Raw genomic sequence first — 17,376 nt, forward strand, 5'->3', positions numbered from 1 at the left:
CGTGAGGTTCCGGTCGCACTCTCTATCGCATCCGCGTCGGTGGGGCGGCGGAGAGTGCGACCGGAACGAGACAGTGGGTCAGTTCTTGCCGAAGGTCGGGTTGTGGGCGGGCCCGAGCGTGATGTGCACGCTCTGCTGGTCGGTGTAGAAGTCGATCGAGCGGTAGCCGCCCTCATGACCGAGACCCGAGGCCTTCACACCGCCGAACGGGGTGCGGAGGTCGCGCACGTTGTTGCTGTTCAGCCACACCATGCCGGCCTCGACCGACTGCGCGAAGTTGTGCGCCCGCTTGAGGTCGTTGGTCCAGATGTAGGCGGCGAGTCCGTACTTGGTGTTGTTCGCGAGCGACAGCGCCTCCTCGTCGGAGTCGAACGGCGTGATCGCGACGACCGGTCCGAAGATCTCCTCCTGGAAGATCCGGGCGTCGGGGGAGACGTCGGCGAACACGGTCGGCGCGACGAAGTTGCCCTCCTCGAAACCCTCGGGACGACCGCCGCCGGCGACGAGGCGGCCCTCGGTCTTGCCGATCTCGACGTAGCTCATCACCTTCTCGTAGTGCTCGGGGTGAACGAGAGCACCGACCTCCGTGGCGGGGTCGTGCGGGTAGCCGACCTTGACGCGCTTCGCCTGAGCGGCGTAGCGCTCGACGAACTCCTCGTAGATCGAGCGCTCGACGAGGATGCGGGATCCGGCCGTGCAGCGCTCGCCGTTGAGGGAGAAGACGCCGAAGATCGTGGCGTCCACGGCGGCCTCGAGGTCGGCGTCGGCGAAGACCACGGCGGGCGACTTGCCACCGAGCTCCATCGACAGCCCCTTGAGGAACGGTGCGGCGTTGCCGAAGATGAGCTGTCCGGTCGAGCTCTCACCCGTGAAGGAGATGAGCGGCACGTCGGGGTGCTTCACGAGCGCGTCGCCCGCGTCCTCGCCGAGGCCGTTCACGAGGTTGAAGACGCCCTTCGGCAGCCCCGCCTCCTCGAAGATCCCTGCCCAGAGGGACGCGGATAGCGGCGTGAACTCGGCAGGCTTCAGCACGACCGTGTTGCCGGTCGCGAGCGCGGGACCGAGCTTCCACGACTCGAGCATGAAGGGCGTGTTCCATGGCGTGATGAGCCCGGCGACGCCGATCGGCTTGCGGTTGACGTAGTTCATCTGGCGCCCTGGCACCTTGAAGGCGTCGTCGGACTGCGCGACGATCAGGTCGGCGAAGAAGCGGAAGTTCTCGGCGGCGCGACGGGCCTGACCCAGTGCCTGCGTGATCGGGAGGCCGGAGTCGTACGACTCGAGCGCGGCCAGACGCGCATCGCGCGACTCGACGATGTCGGCGATCTTGTGCAGCACCCGCGACCGCTCGCGGGGGAGCATGCGCGGCCAGGGGCCCTCGTCGAACGCGCGCTTCGCGGCGGCGACGGCGAGCTCGATGTCGGCCTTCTTGCCCGCTGCGGCCGTCGTGTACGCCTGGTTGGTGACCGGGTCGAGCACGTCGAACGTGTCTCCATCGACGGAGTCGACGAATGCGCCGTCGATGTAGTGCTGGATGTGGTCGGGGAGGTCGGCGGGGATGCGCGAATCGGTCATGAGAATTCTCCGGTCGTCTGGTCGGAAGTCGTCTGGTCGGAAGTCGTCTGGGCAGAAGTCGTCTGGTCGGAAGTCGTCTGGGTGGAACGGGCGTGCAGCGCGTCGAGGAACGCGTCCATGGTGCGCCAGCGGTGGTTGCGGGCGGCGAGTTCGATCTCGAGAGGGTCGGCACCCACGCGGATGAGATCGAGGATCTCGGTGTGCTCCTCGACCGAGTGCTGGGCGCGTCCGGGGATCGATGCGAACGTCGTGTCGCGGATGCCGGAGAGCCGCGACCAGCCGCGGTGCACGAGATCGAGCAGATGCGGGTTGGGGCACGGCTCGAACAGCACCGAATGGAACTGGCGGTTGAGCTCGGTGAAGGCGTGGGCGTCGAGTTGGTCGAGCATCTGCGCCATCCGCTCGTTGATGCGGGTGGCCTCATCGAGGGCGGCGTCGTCGAGAAGGGGAGCGGAGAGCGCGGTGGCGCAGCCTTCGACGAGGCCGAGCGTCTGCATGGTGTGGGCGTATTCGCTCTCGTCGACGAGGGTCACGCGTGCGCCGACGTTGCGCTCGAACGTCACGAGTCCTTCGGCTTCGAGGCGGCGGATGGCTTCGCGCACCGGGACGACGCTCATCTGGAGGTCGTCCGCGATGGATCCCAGCACCAGACGATATCCGGGGCTGAACATATGACCCGTGATGCGGGAGCGGAGCCACTCGTAAGCCACCTCGGACTTGCTGGCCGCCGTCGTGGTCATCGTGCACTCCGGTCAGCGGCGCTCCGGTCAGCGGCGCTCCGGTCGGAGATGGCCTCCTCGTAGCGGGCGCGCCACTCGGCGTTCAGAGGGAACAGCCCGTCGACGGGGTGGCCGGCGGCCACCTGCTCGGCGATCCAGGCGTCTTCGATCTCCTGCGCGACGGCGCTCGCCGCGACCTCGGCGGCCAGCGCCGGGGGGATGACGATCACGCCGTCGCTGTCGCCGACGATGATGTCGCCCGGTTGCACGGTCGCGCCGCCGCAGGAGATCGTGACGTCCACATCCCATGGCACGTGCTTGCGGCCGAGCACGGACGGATGCGCGCCCTGCGAGAACACGGGGAGACCGATCTCGGCCACGGCGTCGAAGTCGCGGACGCCCCCGTCGGTGACGACCCCGGCCGCTCCGCGGACCTTCGCGCGCAGGGCGAGGATGTCGCCGAGGGTGCCGGTCGTGGCATCCTCTCGGGCTTCGATCACGATGATCTCGCCCTCTTCCACGGCGTCGAACGCGCGCTTCTGGGCGTTGTAGCCGCCGCCGTGGGAGGCGAAGAGGTCTTCGCGGAACGGCACGAAGCGCAGCGTCTTCGCGGTGCCGACGATCTTGCTCCCGGGGATGTTCACAGACACGCCGTCGATGAAGCAGGAGTGGTGTCCACGCTTGCGGAGCTGCGCCGACAGACCGGCCGTCGGCGCCTCGAGGAGCTGGGCGCGCAGCTCGGGGGAGAGCCCGTGCGTCTTCTCGAGGGGCGGCAGGCCTGCCTCCTCGCGAGAGCCCCACGCTTCTGTACGCTGCAGGTCGTCGACGGCGGGGAGCGATCCGAGGTCGCCGTCGAAGGGCATCTCGCCCTGCGTGACGGTGGTGATGAGACGGCCCGAGGTCGGAGCGCCGGGGGCCTCCGGGGCATCCACCTCGACCTCGACGACGTCGCCAGGGACGATGACCGAAGAACCGGCGGGAGTGCCGGTGAGGATCACATCGCCGGGCTCGAGCGTGAAGTGCTGGGACAGGTCGGCCACGAGCTGCGCGAGCGGGAAGATGAGGCCGGCGGTGGTGTCCTCCTGACGGAGCTCTCCGTTCACCCAGGCGCGCACCCGGAGGGCGGCGGGGTCGACCGTGCGGGCATCGATCAGGTCGGGGCCGAGCGGCGTGTATCCGTCGCCGCCCTTGGAGCGGACGTTCGAGCCCTTGTCGTTCGCGCGCAGGTCGTACAGGCCGAGATCGTTCGAGGCGGTGACCCAGCCGACGTGGTCCCAGGCGTCGTCGAGCGAGACCCGGCGGGCGGGAGTGCCGATCACGAGAGCGATCTCGCCCTCGAAGGCGAGCAGCTCGGTGCCGGCAGGGCGCTCGACGGTGCCACCGGAGACGCCGACCGAGCTGGCCGGCTTGAAGAAGTAGGAAGGGGAGGCAGGGCGCCTGCCGCGCTGGTCGGCGCGCGAGGCATAGCTCAGGTGGATCGCGATGATCTTGCCGGGGCGGGTGATGGGGGCCGTCACGGGGCGCCTCCTTGCGCTCGTCTGCGATGTCGTGCGTGACGCCTTGTGCGTCGTATTCGAAATCATATATCATCGGTTCACCCCTCGGCAAGCACTTCGGATCCGCTCCGCTGCACGCCGTGACAATGCGGTCACAACCAAAGGAGACACCCCATGAGCGGGCAGTCACAGGCTGGGTTCACGCCCACCGGAACCATCGCGACAGCGGCCGATCGGCGCCGTGTCGTGTTCGCCACCGTCGTCGGCACCACGGTCGAGTGGTACGACTTCTTCATCTATGCCACGGCCGTCGGGCTCGTGTTCGGTCAACTCTTCTTCGCCCCGCTCGGCGAGAACAGCGCCCTGATCGGCTTCGCCACGGTCGGCGTCAGCTTCCTGTTCCGTCCCCTCGGCGCCTTCCTCGCCGGCCACTACGGCGACAAGCTCGGGCGCAAGGCCGTGCTGATGTGGACGCTGATCCTGATGGGTGCGGCCACCGCCCTCATCGGCATCCTGCCCACGTACGAGACCATCGGACTGATGGCGCCGATCCTGCTGGTGCTGCTGCGCATCGTGCAGGGCATCTCGGCAGGCGGTGAGTGGGGCGGTGCCGTGCTGATGGCCGTCGAGCATGCGCCCCGCAAGAAGCGCGGCATCTTCGGCGCGTCCCCGCAGATCGGCGTGCCTCTCGGCCTCCTGCTCGCCTCCGGTGTGATGGCGCTCATGACGGTGATCGCCCCCGGCGACCAGTTCCTCGCGTGGGGCTGGCGTGTGCCGTTCCTGCTCAGCGTGGTGCTGATCCTCGTCGGGTACTACGTGCGCCGCAAGGTCGAGGAGAGCCCGGTCTTCACCGAGCTCGCCGCGCGCAAGGAGAAGGCGCGGATGCCGATCGCGCAGCTGTTCCGCAAGCACCTGCTGCTCGTGATCATCGCCGCGTTCGTGTTCGCCGGCAACAACGCCGTGGGCTACATGACCACGGGCGGATACATCCAGGGGTACGCCACGGACCCCGCCGGCCCCATCGGCCTCGAGCGCGGCCCCGTGCTCTGGGCGGTCGCCGGATCCGCGGTCACCTGGCTGCTCACCACGCTCCTCGCGGGGTGGCTGTCCGACCGCATCGGCCGCCGCACGACGTACATCGTCGGCTGGGCGCTGCAGCTGGTCGGTGTGTTCACGCTGTTCCCGCTGGTCAACACCGGCGAGATCGGCCTGCTGTTCGCCGGGTTGGCGATCCTCACGATCGGCCTCGGATTCACCTACGGTCCGCAGGCGGCGCTGTACGCCGAGCTGTTCCCCGCGAGCATCCGGTTCTCCGGTGTCTCGATCTCGTACGCGATCGGCGCCATCGCCGGCGGTGCGTTCGCCCCGACGATCGCGACGGCCATCGTGAAGGCGACCGGCTCGACGGGGGCCGTCACCTGGTATCTGGCCGGAATGACCGTGCTGGGTCTCGTCGCGACTCTGCTGCTCCGCGACCGCTCGGGCATCCCGCTCGGACCGGATCATGAGGAAGAGCAGTCCGTCAGCCCGATCTATGGACTCGCCAAGGCCTGACCTCGCGCGGATGGCATGACGTGCTCCCGTCGCGCTTCCTGTCGTCTGTCATACGGCGACGACAGGAACCGCGGCGGGAGCTTCGGCTCGAGGGCTGCGCGCGCGTCAGCCGTCGAGAGCGTCGCGGATGTCGGACGCCGCCTGTCGGAGTCGCGCGGCGATCTCGGCATCGTCGAGGTCTGTTGCCACGTGCACGACGGCGATCGCGGCCGGGCGCTGTCCGCGCAGTGTGAGCGGGACCGCGACGGACTGGACGGTGGGGATGACCTCGTCGTGGCTCGTCGCATAGCCGCGGGCACGCGCCGCATCGACGTCGGCGGGAAGCGATGCGGGAACCTCCTCCGGCCACTCCGCGACCGGCACCTGCGCGAGGATCGCTTTCCCGGGGGCGCCGACCGACACCGGGTGCCGGGCGCCGGGGCGTTGGGCGACACTCGCGACCGCGTGCCGAGGCTCGACGCTGGCCAGCGTGATGCACTCGGTGCCGTCGAGGACGGCGAGGAAGCATGTCATGCCGAGTTCGTTGGCGATCGCCGTGAGCTCGGGAAGCGCCTCGGCCTGCAGGTCGTGCGCGACCCCGGCCGCGAGCGCTGCCATGCGCGCCCCGAGATTCACGGCTCCGGAGGCGTCGCGCGTGACCAGCCCGTGGTCTTCGAGTGTGCGCAGCAGGCGATAGGCGATCGAGCGGTGCACACCGAGACGGGACGCGATCTCGTCGATCGTCAGGGGGCCGCGGGCATCGGCGAGTACCTCGAGGATGCGGATGCCGCGACTGAGAGTCTGGGAGGCGGGCGAGGGGATCGTGCTGTCGGGCATGCGGGTGCTCCCTTGCGATCGCGGACGGCGCGGTTTAGGCTGTGTTCAATAGTAGAACGTTGTGTTCGAATATAGAACACGATGGCGTCGGGTGCAAGACCCGATGAACCACCTCCGACAGACACACCCGACGATGACGTCCGGAAGGAATCGACGACGATGCAGTTCCACCACCACGGCTACGTCTCCGCTGACCCGCGCGTGCAGGGCGCCGCCGGCATCGGGGTCGCGCGGCCCGCCGACCTCCCCGACGAGATCGATGTGCTCATCGTCGGCTCGGGGCCTGCGGGGATGCTGCTCGCCGCCCAGATGGCGCAGTATCCCGACATCTCCACCCGCATCATCGAGAAGCGCGACGGGCGCCTTCCGCTCGGCCAGGCCGACGGCATCCAGCCACGCAGCGTCGAGACGTTCCAGGCGTTCGGTTTCGCCGAGCGGATCATCGCCGAGGCGTACAACATCGGCTGGATGAACTTCTGGGGCCCGAACCCGGACAAGCGCGACGAGATCGTCCGCACCTCGCGCACCTCCGACTACGCCTACGACATCTGCGAGTTCCCGCACCTCATCGTCAACCAGGCCCGCGTGCTCGACTACTTCGCCGAAGCCGCGGCGAACGGACCCGGCCGGATCGTGCCCGACTACGGGGTCGAGTTCACCGGCCTCACGGTGCACGACGAGGGGGAGTACCCCGTCGAGGTCGGCATCCGCTACGTCGCGGGGGAGCGCTCGGGCGAGGAGCGGACCATCCGTGCCAAGTTCGTCGTCGGCTGCGACGGCGCCCGCAGCGGTGTGCGTCAGGCGATCGGCCGCACGCACGTGGGCGCCTCGGCCGCGCACGCCTGGGGCGTCATGGACGTGCTCGTCAACACCGACTTCCCGGACTGGCGCACCAAGTGCGCGATCAACTCCGAGGCGGGCAACATCCTGCACATCCCGCGGGAGGGCGGATACCTCTCGCGCATGTACATCGACCTGGGCGAGGTCGCGGACGACGATGACCATCGCGTACGGCAGACGCCGATCGAGGAGATCATCCGCCGCGCGAACGAGATCCTGCACCCGTACACGCTCGATGTCCGCGAGGTCGCCTGGCACAGCGTGTACGAAGTCGGTCACCGGGTCACCGACGGCTTCGACGACGTGATCGACGGTTCGGGACGCACGCCCCGGGTGTTCCTCACCGGCGACGCGTGCCACACGCACAGCGCCAAGGCGGGCCAGGGCATGAACGTGTCGATGCAGGACGGCTTCAACCTCGGGTGGAAGCTCGGCTCTGTGCTCTCGGGCCGTGCCCCGGAAGCCCTGCTGGCCACGTACGGTGCCGAGCGGCGGCCCGTGGCGCAGCAGCTGATCGACTTCGACCGCGAGTGGTCGAGCCTGATGGCGCGGAAGCCCGAGGAGATCTCCGACCCCAACGAGCTGGCCACCTACTACCTCGCCACGGCAGAGTTCCCGTCGGGGTTCATGACGCAGTACACCTCGTCGATGATCACCGGAACCGACCGGCACCAGGATCTGGCCGTGGGTTTCCCGCTCGGGAAGCGCTTCAAGTCCGCCGAGGTCGTGCGCGTGGGCGACGGCAACGTCGTGCACCTCGGGCACCACGCGAAGGCCGACGGCCGCTGGCGGGTGTACGCATTCGGCGACCGCACCGGTGAAGGGCTCGCCACATGGGCGGAGGCGGCCGAGCCGCTGTTCGCGCGCTTCACGCCGGAGGACGCCGACGTCGATGCCGTCTTCGATGTCAAGGCGGTCTATCAGCAGCCGTTCGAAGAGGTCGAGGTCACCTCGGCTCTCGCGCTGTTCCAGCCGAAGACCGGGCCGCTCGGACTGACCGACTGGGAGAAGGTGTACGCGGCGGGCCCCAGCAAGTGGACCGAGACCGACATCTTCGCCGCGCGCGAGCTGTCGCGCGACGGCGTGGTGGTCGTGGTGCGGCCAGACCAGTACGTGGCAGCGATCCTGCCGCTGTATGACACGACCGAGCTGGCCGACTTCCTCGAGGGGGCGCTGCTTCCGGCGCGTTGAGGTCCCGGGCTCCGCTCCGCGTCGGGCGGAGATCCCCTCGACGGGCGGAGCGTCGGCCCCGGTCGTTCCGCCCGAGGGTGAGTTCTCCTCCCGGGGCGGCGGGGCTCCTGGACATGACATGTGTCACGTCCAGGAGATGACACCGCCCTCCGGCGCCACCGCCCGCATCGGACGAGGCTGGAGGCATGAACAACTCCTCCGTGGACGGGACGGCGACGCGGGCCTCCGCTCGACCGGTAACCGCCGCCCCGACCGATGAACCCGTGGTGCTCGAGCTGAGCGCCGTGAAACGACACTTCGGCACGGGCGACCGCCGGGTGCAGGCTGTCGACGGGGTCGACCTGTCGATCCGACGTGGCGAGGTCGTCGCGCTGCTGGGACCGAACGGTGCGGGCAAGACCACCACGCTCGACATGCTTCTCGGGCTCACCGAGCCCAGCAGCGGCACCGTGCGGGTGCTCGGGACGACACCGCAGCGCGCCACTTCCAGCGGTTCGATCGGGGCGGTGCTGCAGACCGGGGGCCTGCTCGGCGACCTGACCGTCGGAGAGACGGTGCGGCTGATCGCTTCTCTCCACGGTGCCGACGCCCTCGACCGGGTGGACGATGTCGTGGCCCGCGCCGACCTGGAGCATCTCGCCCGCCGAAGGGTCTCGAAGTGCTCCGGTGGTGAGCAGCAGCGCGTGAAGTTCGCGCTCGCGATGGTGTCCGACCCCGACATCCTGGTGCTCGACGAGCCCACGGCGGGAATGGACGTCACGGCCCGGCGGCACTTCTGGGATGTCATGCGGGCGGATGCGGATGCCGGGCGCACGATTGTCTTCGCCACCCACTATCTCGAGGAGGCCGAGCAGTTCGCACGCCGCACCGTGGTGATGCATCGCGGGACGGTCGTCGCCGACGCCCCCACCGCGCTGCTGCGCGCCAGCCTCGGAGAACGGACCGTCTCGGCGACGGTCGACGAAGACGCGGCCGTGCTCGTCACCGTGCTGAGCGCGGCTGATGGTGTCGCCGGCGTGCGGCTCGACGGCGATCGTCTCAGCCTGCGTACCGCTGACTCCGACGCCGCCGCCCGCATCCTGCTCGACAACGGTGCCCATGACCTGGAGATCGCCGCGCCCACCCTCGAGACCGCCTTCACGGCACTGACGGAGAACTGACATGCTCGTCTCACCCACCATGCTGCGCATCGAAGGCCTCCGCCAGCTGCGCAACCCCTATACGCTCGCGTTCACTCTGGCGATGCCGGTCGCGATGTACCTGCTGTTCGGCGCCGGAATGGGCTACGGCTCGCTCTCTGCCGGTCACGGGAACGTCTCCTTCTACGTGATGACCTCGATGGCGGCCTATGGCACGGCGGTCGCCATGAGCTCGCTCACGTCGCTCGCCGCGACGGAGGCCAAGCAGGGGTGGGGACGCCAGCTCGCGATGACCCCGCTCACGACGGCCGGATACGCGGTGACGAAGCTGATCACCGCGGTCGCCTTCGCGGCGCTGGCATTGGTGGCGGTGTTCACCGCCGGGATGATGACCGGTGCCGAGGCGGAAGACGCCTGGCGCTGGGTCGCGACGGCGAGCATCATCCTCGGGATCGGCCTCATGTACGGACTCTTCGGTCTCGGCGTCGGACTGTTCTTCAGCTCCGACTCGGCAGCGGCCCTCGCCTCGATCTCGATGACGTTCTTCGCGTTCTTCGGCAACGTGTTCCTGCCGCTCGACGGTGTGATGCTCGACATCGCGCGCTTCACCCCCCTATACGGCTTCGTCGCCCTGAGCCGGTGGCCCCTCACCGACGGGACGCTCACGACGGGACAGACCGATCCGCTCTGGATGCTGTTCCTCAACGTCGCCGTCTGGCTCCTGCTGTTCGCCCTCCTCGTCATGATGGGGATGAAGCGCTCCCGGGCGCGGCAGTAGCGGCCCCGACGGCGGCACAGGGCGACAGTAGGTTGGACGGATGACGCGACACACGAACCCGGAGAGTCCAGAGACGCCAGGGTCCGCCCGCGAGGCCGCGTCGTTCGCGGCGGCGGGCGCGGCCCCGGCGGCATGGGCGGCTCCCGGGGCGCGCAGCGCTACGGGGAAGGACCCGTGGGCGCGGTTCGGCTGGCTGATGGCCGTGATCTGGCTCGTGTTCCTCGTCTATCCGGTGATCGCGCTGCTGCGCTCGGAAGCGCCGGTCCCGTGGGTCGTGGTGGGGTGGGCTGCACTGGTCGCGTTCGTCGTGCTGTACGTCACCGGTTTCATGCACGGGATGCGGGGCGGCGGCGGACTGGGTCGCGCACCCTCGCGGAGGCAGTGGATCACGTTCGTCGCACTGATCGGGTGCGTCGTGATCTCGATCCCGGCGGAGGGAGGATCGGCGCTCAGCTTCCTGCCGTTCCTCATGTCGTTCGCCTCCTACGGGCTGACGCGCCTGTGGCACTGGATCACGACGATCGCCGCGGTCACGGTGACGGCGTTGTGCGTCTTCCTGCTTCCTGGGGGGATCAGCTATCTGTCCGTGCTCGCGATCGTGGCGCTGCTCGGCGTGGTCAACACGGTGTCGACGTGGCTCATCCTGCGTTCGGCGGAGGCGGAGAGGCTCGGCCTCGAGCTGGCGACGAGCGAAGGGCGTGAAGCGGTGGCCCGCGACGTGCACGACCTGATCGGGCACTCGCTGACCGTCGTCGGGCTCAAGGCGCAGTTGGTGCGGCGGCTGATGGACTCCGATCCCGAACGGGCCAAGGCCGAGCTGGCCGACATCGAACGGCTCACGGCGGAGGCGATCGCGGGCGTCCGCTCGACGGTGGCCGGCGCGCGGGGGACCACGCTCGTGGAGCAGCTCGCCTCTTCTCGCGACTCGTTCCGTGCGGCGGACATCGCTCTGCAGGTCGAGGGGGAGCCGAGCGCGCTGTCGCCGGTGCAGGCGATCACCGCGAGCTGGATCCTCCGCGAGGCGACCACGAACACGCTCCGGCATTCTCGTGCTCGAACGGTTCGGGTGAGGTTGCTTCCCGGACGCCTGGTGGTGGAGGACGACGGAGTGGGTGTCGGCCTGGTGGAAGGCAACGGCATCCGCGGCATGCGTGAACGCGCGGCGGCGGCCGGTGCGTCGTTCGTCCTGGGACCCGTCGGCGGCGCGGGCACACGCGTGGAGGTGACCTGGTGAACGCATCGAACCGCGACATCGGCATCCGCTTGCTGATCGCCGACGATCAGGCTCTCGTGCGGGGCGCGCTCGGGGCGTTGCTCGAGTTGGAGCCCGACCTCACCGTGGTCGGCATGGCCGCGGACGGGGCGGAAGCCGTGCGACTCGCGGAGGAGCTGCGACCGGACGTGTGCCTCATGGACATCCAGATGCCCGGGATGGACGGAGTCGAGGCGACGCGGCGCATCCGCGAGGTGAGCGGGGGCACACGCATCCTCGTCGTGACGACGTTCGCCCGCCCCGGCTACCTGCGCTCCGCCCTGGAGGCCGGTGCCAGCGGGTTCATCGTCAAGGACACGCCCGCCGAGGAACTGGCCGAAGCGGTGCGACGCGTGCAGTCCGGCTTGCGCGTGCTCGATCCGGCGCTCGCCGCCGACAGCCTGTTCGACGGTGCGAACCCCCTGAGCGATCGGGAACGACAGGTGCTGCGACTCGCCGTGGACGGCCGTTCCGCCGCGATGATCGCCGCCGAGGTGTTCCTGTCAGCGGGAACCGTGCGCAACCACCTCTCCGCGGCGATCGGGAAGACCGGGGCGGCGAACCGTGCGCAGGCGGTGCGGATCGCCCTCGACAAGGGGTGGATCTGAGGGGCGGTTCGCTCACTGTCGAATGTCGCTGGTCGAATGTCGCTGGTCGGATGTCGGTGCTCACGCGTACCGTTGGCGGCGACGGGCGACGGCGCCCGACAGGAGGAGCACCTGATGGACTGGAAGATCGAACTCATCTTCGTGCCGGTCACCGACGTGGACCGCTCGAAGGCCTTCTACGAGAAGATCGGCTTCAACGCCGATTGGGACCAGACGCCCACCGAGGGACTGCGCTTCGTGCAGATGACGCCACCGGGGTCGGCATGCTCGATAGCGTTCGGCACCGGCCTGGGCATCGACCTCGAGCCGGGCAGCCAGAACACGATCCAGGTCGTGGTCCCGGATGCCGATGAGGCGCTCGCCCACCTGCAGGGTCTGGGCGTCTCCGCTCGCGGGGTGCAGGAGCTGGACTGGGGGCGTTTCGTGTCGTTCGACGACCCGGACGGCAACTCCTGGACGCTGCAGCAGCTCCCCGACTATGGAGCGTAGGGCCCGGCGTCGGCGACGATCTCGATCTTGAAGCCGGAGGCGTTCTCGAGCCACCCGGCGTAGTGCCGGTCGCCGCCGGCGTGCGGATAGCGGTCGGCGTAGAGCGGATCCCAGCCGTGGGCGGGTGCTTGCGCCATGAGCGCATCGACGGCAGCGCGCGCACCGCCGTGGAACGCGAGATGGTTGAGTCCGGGACGTCGGCGGTCGTGCGTCGAGCCCGACAGATTCGGAGACGTCGTGAGAGTGAGGTAGGCGCTGTCGGCGACCCACGATTCGCCGCCGGGCCATTCGCTGTCGAGCGTGAAACCGAGGCGCTGCAGGATCCAGCGCCATTCCGCGCGTACCGCGTCGAGATCGGCGATCCACAGTTCGACGTGATGGAAACCCGGCATGGTCCGAGTCTGCCAGGGGAGAGCCGGCGGAGCGGACGATGCCCGTGGTGGTTCGAACCTCCCGCGACGACGCTCCGGCAGCCGTTCTCCGTGCCACCCGCCACCGGCATTCACCTCGAGGTCACGAGCCGGTCATCCGACGCCCGTACCGTCGCGACGGACCGCGCTTCGAAAGGACCTCCTCGCAATGACCTCCCCCTCCCGGCCGAAGCGAGGACGACTCGCTCTCCTCGGCGCCGCCATCGCTCTCGCCGGAATCCTCGTGGGCCCGCCCGCACATGCGGCGGACGGATCGCTCGCGGTCGACTCCCCGAGCATCGCGATCGACGAAACCGTGACCTTCACGTTCGATGCCGGCACGGCTGTTCACGACCGCAACTGGATCGGGATCTATCGCGACGGCGTGGTGCCCGGTGGTCCGGCGTCCCTGGACTGGCGATACGTTCCCACCGCGGCGGGTGAGGTCACCTGGAACCCTTCGACGCGTGAGGGGTGGACCCGCAACTCGTCGACGATGAGAGCGGGGGAGTACGACGTCTATCTCCTCGAGGACGACGGCTACAACGTGCTCGCCGGACCCATCGACCTCACCGTCACGGACGATGACGCCGAGCCGCCCGTCACGCCTGCTGAGCCGAAGCCGGAGATCGAGGGGAAGAGCGGCCTCAACGTGCTGACGTTCAATGTGTGGCACGGCGGCACGCAGGTCGCCGACGGGGCACGGCAGATCGCCGACATCATCACGCAGACCGATGCCGATGTGACGTTCCTGCCCGAGGTGGGTCAGGCTCCCGCCCAGGTCGCGGCACTGCTCGGGTATCAGCACCTCACTGCGACCGACACCGGAATCGTCTCGCGGTATCCGATTCTCTCGACCGACACGGTCGGGCGCTGGTGGTCGAAAGCGGTGCTCGATGTGAACGGCTCCGAGGTGGTCGTCTACGGCGGTCACCTGGAGTACCGCTGGTACACGACCTACCTTCCGCGGGGGTACGGCGGCGAGGTCCTCGGTGACTGGCCGGCCGGCTGGAACACCTGGAACAAGCTCGGCGCTCCCGTGACCGATGTCGAGGCGATCCTGAAGGCGAACGAGCAGTCCGGCCGCCCCGCTGCGGCTGCGGATCTCGTCGCCGACATCGACGCCGAGCGAGCGGCGGGACGACTCGCCATCGTGGGCGGAGATTTCAACGAACCACCCTCGCAGGACTGGACGGCTGCCACCGCCGGTCTCTTCGATCACAACGGCGTCGTCGTCCCCTGGCAGACGACGCAGACGCTGCTCGACGGGGGACTGATCGACGCCTTCCGCACGGTGCACCCCGACCCGGTGGCGAACCCGGGCTTCACCTGGCCTTCGGACAACCCCCTGTTCCCCACGTCATCGCTCACCTGGGCGCCGGAAGCGGATGAGCGCGACCGTATCGACTACATCTTCGCGACGCCGGACCGGCGGCTCTCGATCGACGGAGCGGCCGTGGTCGGTCCACAGTCGAGCATCGTGCGCAACGCCCGCGTCGTCGACGACAGCGCCGATGAGATCATCACTCCGGATGCCGTCTGGCCCTCCGATCACAAGGCGGTCCTGGCGAACTTCACGGTCTGCGACGAGGGGTGCGCGAAGCCCGAGCCCGAGCCCGAGCAGCCGAACGTGCAGCTCGGCGCGGCCTCGGTCGCTGCAGGAAGCGACGTCACGATCTCGGGTACCGATTTCCCCGCCACGACCGCGCTGCGGATCGAGCTGCGTTCGACTCCGATGCCGCTCGGGACGGCGACGACGGATGCGTCGGGCGCGTTCCGTGCGACCGTCACCGTTCCCGCGGACGCATCCCCCGGGGCTCACAGCATCGTCGTCATCGACCCCGATGGTGCGGAGACGACCGTCGCGCTCACCGTGACCGCTTCTATCGGTGGCGAATCGCCAGGGGGTACCCCGGGCGGCGCACCCGGCACCGGGGGAGCCGCAGCCCCCGGATCCGGGGGCGGGACGGTGAAGAGTGACAGCCTCGCCACCACCGGTGCCGACAGCATGCCGTTGCTCCTCGGCGGAGCGCTGCTGCTCGGCGTGGGGCTGGGCCTCGTCGTGTGGCGACGGCGTCGGCGTCACGGTTGATCCGACGGGCGGTGCCGACCCGGCCTCGGCGGCGTGCCGGCATCGCCCGATCCCGATTCCGATCCCGATTGCGGAGCAAATGCGCCGAGGTCAGGAGTTCACGCGGATGATCTCCTGCTGGTAGGGCGCGATCACGTCGCCCGAGATGCGCAGATCGAGGAGCAGGAAGGGGCGCGTCGCCGGGTCCTCTTCCGCCCAGCTCGCGAGGCGTTCGAGGTCGGAAAGCGCGCGCACCACCACGCCCTCGGCGCCGACCGCAGCGCCGAATGCCGCGAAGTCGACCTCGGGAATGCGCATCGGGCCCTCCGCCAGCCCCTTGAGACCGTAGAGGTTCACCTCGGCACCGTAGGCGGCGTCGTTCCAGACCACGGCCATGCCGCGGCCGCCGGCAGCACGCACCGCGGATTCCAGATCCGCGATCGCCATGAGCCCACCGCCGTCGCCCGATGTCAGCACCACGGTCGATTCCCGTCGTGCCAACGCCGCACCGACCACGCTCGGCCAGCCCTGCCCGATCGACTGGAACGCGGTGCCGACCATCATCATGCGGTCGGGAGCGGCGACCGGCCAGTACATGTTCGCCCACCCGATGAAGTGTCCGCCGTCGGACACCACGACGCGGTCTTCCGGGAGCAGCTCGGCGATGCGGCGGGCGGCGGAGCGCGGGTCGAGGCGTCCGTCCGGAGCGAGCTCGTCGCCGGCATCGTACGTGCGCGCGGACGCGACATCGACCGTCTCGCGCCACGGGCTCGCCGATCCGGCCGACCCGATCCTGGCGACGAGGTCCTCCGCGGCCAGCCGGGCGTCGGCACGCACGAAGCCTCCGACGTGCGCGTGTGTCGCAGCCGGTGCGATGTCGATCTGGAAGACGCGCGTGCCCGGAGCGAACAGTTCGCCGAACCGCATCGTGAACTGGTTCAGCGCGGCACCGAACACGACGACGACGTCGGCAGAGCGCACGAGCTCCATCGCGCCATCGGCACCGAAGCCGCCGGTCACACCGAGGTCGTAGCGCGTGTCGGGGAACACCCCGCGGCCGAGAGCCGACGATGCGGTGAGGGCTCCCGTCACGGCCGCAAGTTCTCCCAGCGCGGCGCTCGCTCCGGACAGCCACGCGCCGCGACCGGCGAGCAGGAACGGCCGCTCGGCACCTGCCAGCGCGGCGGCGATCTCGTCGAGCATCGCGTCGGCGAACTCCCCGCGCGGGGGGAGCGGAGCGGGGATGCGCGGAGACGGCGCCTCCGGGACCTCGCCCGCCTCGAGCGCCGCGACGTCGTACGGGATCGCGAGGACGACGGGCACCCGGTAGGTGAGGGCGTGCTCGATCGCGATGACGGTGGTGGCGGCGGCGTCCGCACGCCCCACGGTATAGGTGCGGGCACCCACGGCGGAGGCGAGAGCGATCTGGTCGACGTCCCAGGGGCGGGGACCGGACGTGGGCTCGTCTCCGACGACGAGGACGAGCGGCACGTGCGCCTGCACGGCTTCTGCGAGCGCGGTCAGGGTGTTCGTGAAACCGGCGCCGTACGTCGACGTGCCGGCGGCGATCCGACCCGACGCCCGGAAATGGGCGTCGGCCGCGACCACGGCGCCCTGTTCATGGCGGACAGCGGTGAACACGGCATCCGTCTGCGTCTCGATCGCGTCGAGGAAGTAGGCGTTGCCATTGCCCATCACCCCGAACACGGCGTCGATGTGCTGGGCGAGAGTGAGGGCGACGTGCGCGGACACGGTGGGCATGCGAAAGCCTTTCGAGACAGGGACGGAGGTAGTGCGGAATCCGTATGTGTCTCGCCTCTGCGTCTTCGCGGAGTGCTTCGTGCCTCTTTTTCAGGCACCGGCCGGGCCGGACCCGCTCAGTCTACCGGCGGGAGACCTTTGCGGAATGCGGGAGAATGCAGGAATGACTGATGCAGAGATCGAGCGCGAGACACTCACCTGGGACGGCTTCGGAGCGGCGACGCGCGATCTGGCACGGAACATCCTCGACAGCGGCTTCATGCCCGAGGTCGTCGTGGCCATCGCGCGCGGCGGACTCCTCCCGGCAGGCGCGATCGCCTACGGTCTCGGCGCCAAGAACTGCGGAGCGATCAACGTCGAGTTCTATACCGGCATCGGCACCGTGCTCGACGCACCGGAGGTGCTGCCTCCCGAGCTCGACATGGCGTACCTGGACGGACGCCGCGTGCTGCTCGTCGACGATGTCGCGGATTCGGGTCGCACGCTCGCCCTGGCCGTGCAGCTGCTGAAGGACAAGGGGGCCGACGTGCGGTCGGTCACGATCTACACCAAGCCGTCGACGATCATCCAGCCCGACTTCGCCTGGAAGGACACCGACCTCTGGATCGACTTCCCGTGGTCGTTCCGTGGAACCGTCCGCGAAGAGGATCAGGGGCTCGCGCCCTCCGCCTGAGCCT

The 17,376-nt window shown here is 69.3% G+C and carries 15 protein-coding genes; 9 read left to right on the forward strand and 6 right to left on the reverse strand.

The features are described 5' to 3' along the window. Window positions 1-78 precede the first annotated feature (78 nt). From hpaE to GLO27_RS01845, 3 genes are read right to left on the reverse strand one after another with little or no spacing between them, the layout of a single operon-like run. Entirely contained in the window at window positions 79-1,575 is a 1,497-nt protein-coding gene (hpaE, locus tag GLO27_RS01835; RefSeq protein WP_021198827.1) for a 5-carboxymethyl-2-hydroxymuconate semialdehyde dehydrogenase, read from the reverse strand. Beyond that, window positions 1,572-2,315, reverse strand: coding sequence for a GntR family transcriptional regulator (locus tag GLO27_RS01840; protein WP_243844698.1), 744 nt, complete (start codon window positions 2,313-2,315; stop codon window positions 1,572-1,574). The genes hpaE and GLO27_RS01840 overlap by 4 nt, the downstream gene beginning before the upstream one ends. Further along, window positions 2,312-3,811 (reverse strand): fumarylacetoacetate hydrolase family protein, encoded by a 1,500-nt coding sequence (locus GLO27_RS01845; RefSeq protein WP_167253340.1) that lies wholly within the window; start codon window positions 3,809-3,811, stop codon window positions 2,312-2,314. Before GLO27_RS01845 ends, GLO27_RS01840 begins: the two co-directional genes overlap by 4 nt. Window positions 3,812-3,964: 153 nt before the next feature. On the opposite strand from GLO27_RS01845, the gene GLO27_RS01850 reads away from it, so the two are divergent. Continuing rightward, window positions 3,965-5,344, forward strand: a complete 1,380-nt coding sequence (locus GLO27_RS01850; RefSeq protein ID WP_021198824.1) for an MFS transporter — start codon at window positions 3,965-3,967, stop codon at window positions 5,342-5,344. A 105-nt stretch (window positions 5,345-5,449) separates the two neighbouring features. Here GLO27_RS01850 and GLO27_RS01855 read toward each other — a convergent pair whose 3' ends face one another. Beyond that, window positions 5,450-6,160, reverse strand: coding sequence for an IclR family transcriptional regulator (locus GLO27_RS01855; protein ID WP_167253342.1), 711 nt, complete (start codon window positions 6,158-6,160; stop codon window positions 5,450-5,452). Window positions 6,161-6,319: 159 nt separating this feature from the next. Between GLO27_RS01855 and GLO27_RS01860 the strand changes: the two genes are divergently transcribed. From GLO27_RS01860 to GLO27_RS01885, 6 genes are all read left to right on the forward strand, one after another. After that, entirely contained in the window at window positions 6,320-8,191 is a 1,872-nt protein-coding gene (locus GLO27_RS01860) for an FAD-dependent monooxygenase (RefSeq protein ID WP_167253344.1), read from the forward strand. 185 nt (window positions 8,192-8,376) lie between these two features. After that, window positions 8,377-9,351, forward strand: coding sequence for an ABC transporter ATP-binding protein (locus tag GLO27_RS01865; protein WP_167253346.1), 975 nt, complete (start codon window positions 8,377-8,379; stop codon window positions 9,349-9,351). Window position 9,352: 1 nt separating this feature from the next. Further along, on the forward strand, window positions 9,353-10,108 hold the full coding sequence (locus GLO27_RS01870; RefSeq protein WP_167253348.1) for an ABC transporter permease: 756 nt from the start codon (window positions 9,353-9,355) through the stop codon (window positions 10,106-10,108). Between the two features lie 40 nt (window positions 10,109-10,148). Continuing rightward, window positions 10,149-11,342, forward strand: a complete 1,194-nt coding sequence (locus GLO27_RS01875) for a sensor histidine kinase (RefSeq protein ID WP_031206824.1) — start codon at window positions 10,149-10,151, stop codon at window positions 11,340-11,342. Next, on the forward strand, window positions 11,336-11,968 hold the full coding sequence (locus GLO27_RS01880) for a response regulator transcription factor (protein WP_200861059.1): 633 nt from the start codon (window positions 11,336-11,338) through the stop codon (window positions 11,966-11,968). The genes GLO27_RS01875 and GLO27_RS01880 overlap by 7 nt, the downstream gene beginning before the upstream one ends. A gap of 114 nt (window positions 11,969-12,082) precedes the next feature. Further along, window positions 12,083-12,457 carry a VOC family protein gene (locus tag GLO27_RS01885; protein ID WP_021198817.1) on the forward strand — a complete coding sequence of 125 codons (375 nt, stop codon included), beginning with the start codon at window positions 12,083-12,085 and terminating at the stop codon, window positions 12,455-12,457. Here GLO27_RS01885 and GLO27_RS01890 read toward each other — a convergent pair. Then, complete coding sequence (locus GLO27_RS01890; RefSeq protein WP_021198816.1) at window positions 12,445-12,849, reverse strand: VOC family protein; 405 nt, start codon at window positions 12,847-12,849, stop codon at window positions 12,445-12,447. The two genes, GLO27_RS01885 and GLO27_RS01890, sit on opposite strands and share 13 nt — an antisense overlap. Before the next feature lie 187 nt (window positions 12,850-13,036). On the opposite strand from GLO27_RS01890, the gene GLO27_RS01895 reads away from it, so the two are divergent. Beyond that, window positions 13,037-14,959 carry an endonuclease/exonuclease/phosphatase family protein gene (locus GLO27_RS01895; protein WP_243844699.1) on the forward strand — a complete coding sequence of 641 codons (1,923 nt, stop codon included), beginning with the start codon at window positions 13,037-13,039 and terminating at the stop codon, window positions 14,957-14,959. A 90-nt stretch (window positions 14,960-15,049) separates the two neighbouring features. On the opposite strand, the gene GLO27_RS01900 is transcribed toward GLO27_RS01895, so the two are convergent. Next, window positions 15,050-16,699 carry a thiamine pyrophosphate-binding protein gene (locus GLO27_RS01900; protein WP_167253350.1) on the reverse strand — a complete coding sequence of 550 codons (1,650 nt, stop codon included), beginning with the start codon at window positions 16,697-16,699 and terminating at the stop codon, window positions 15,050-15,052. A 163-nt stretch (window positions 16,700-16,862) separates the two neighbouring features. Between GLO27_RS01900 and GLO27_RS01905 the strand changes: the two genes are divergently transcribed. Continuing rightward, window positions 16,863-17,372, forward strand: a complete 510-nt coding sequence (locus GLO27_RS01905; protein WP_021198813.1) for a phosphoribosyltransferase — start codon at window positions 16,863-16,865, stop codon at window positions 17,370-17,372. Window positions 17,373-17,376: the final 4 nt, after the last annotated feature.

It is taken from the genome of Microbacterium sp. Be9, from assembly GCF_011754135.1.
GTDB classification, from domain to species: domain Bacteria; phylum Actinomycetota; class Actinomycetes; order Actinomycetales; family Microbacteriaceae; genus Microbacterium; species Microbacterium maritypicum_A.

Coding starts and splice junctions, on each gene's coding strand:
- hpaE (WP_021198827.1), bottom strand. CDS start 1,575: ATGACCGATTCGCGCATCCCCGCCGACCTCCCCGACCACATCCAGCAC.
- GLO27_RS01840 (WP_243844698.1), bottom strand. CDS start 2,315: ATGACCACGACGGCGGCCAGCAAGTCCGAGGTGGCTTACGAGTGGCTC.
- GLO27_RS01850 (WP_021198824.1), top strand. CDS start 3,965: ATGAGCGGGCAGTCACAGGCTGGGTTCACGCCCACCGGAACCATCGCG.
- GLO27_RS01855 (WP_167253342.1), bottom strand. CDS start 6,160: ATGCCCGACAGCACGATCCCCTCGCCCGCCTCCCAGACTCTCAGTCGC.
- GLO27_RS01860 (WP_167253344.1), top strand. CDS start 6,320: ATGCAGTTCCACCACCACGGCTACGTCTCCGCTGACCCGCGCGTGCAG.
- GLO27_RS01865 (WP_167253346.1), top strand. CDS start 8,377: ATGAACAACTCCTCCGTGGACGGGACGGCGACGCGGGCCTCCGCTCGA.
- GLO27_RS01870 (WP_167253348.1), top strand. CDS start 9,353: ATGCTCGTCTCACCCACCATGCTGCGCATCGAAGGCCTCCGCCAGCTG.
- GLO27_RS01875 (WP_031206824.1), top strand. CDS start 10,149: ATGACGCGACACACGAACCCGGAGAGTCCAGAGACGCCAGGGTCCGCC.
- GLO27_RS01885 (WP_021198817.1), top strand. CDS start 12,083: ATGGACTGGAAGATCGAACTCATCTTCGTGCCGGTCACCGACGTGGAC.
- GLO27_RS01890 (WP_021198816.1), bottom strand. CDS start 12,849: ATGCCGGGTTTCCATCACGTCGAACTGTGGATCGCCGATCTCGACGCG.
- GLO27_RS01895 (WP_243844699.1), top strand. CDS start 13,037: ATGACCTCCCCCTCCCGGCCGAAGCGAGGACGACTCGCTCTCCTCGGC.
- GLO27_RS01900 (WP_167253350.1), bottom strand. CDS start 16,699: ATGCCCACCGTGTCCGCGCACGTCGCCCTCACTCTCGCCCAGCACATC.
- GLO27_RS01905 (WP_021198813.1), top strand. CDS start 16,863: ATGACTGATGCAGAGATCGAGCGCGAGACACTCACCTGGGACGGCTTC.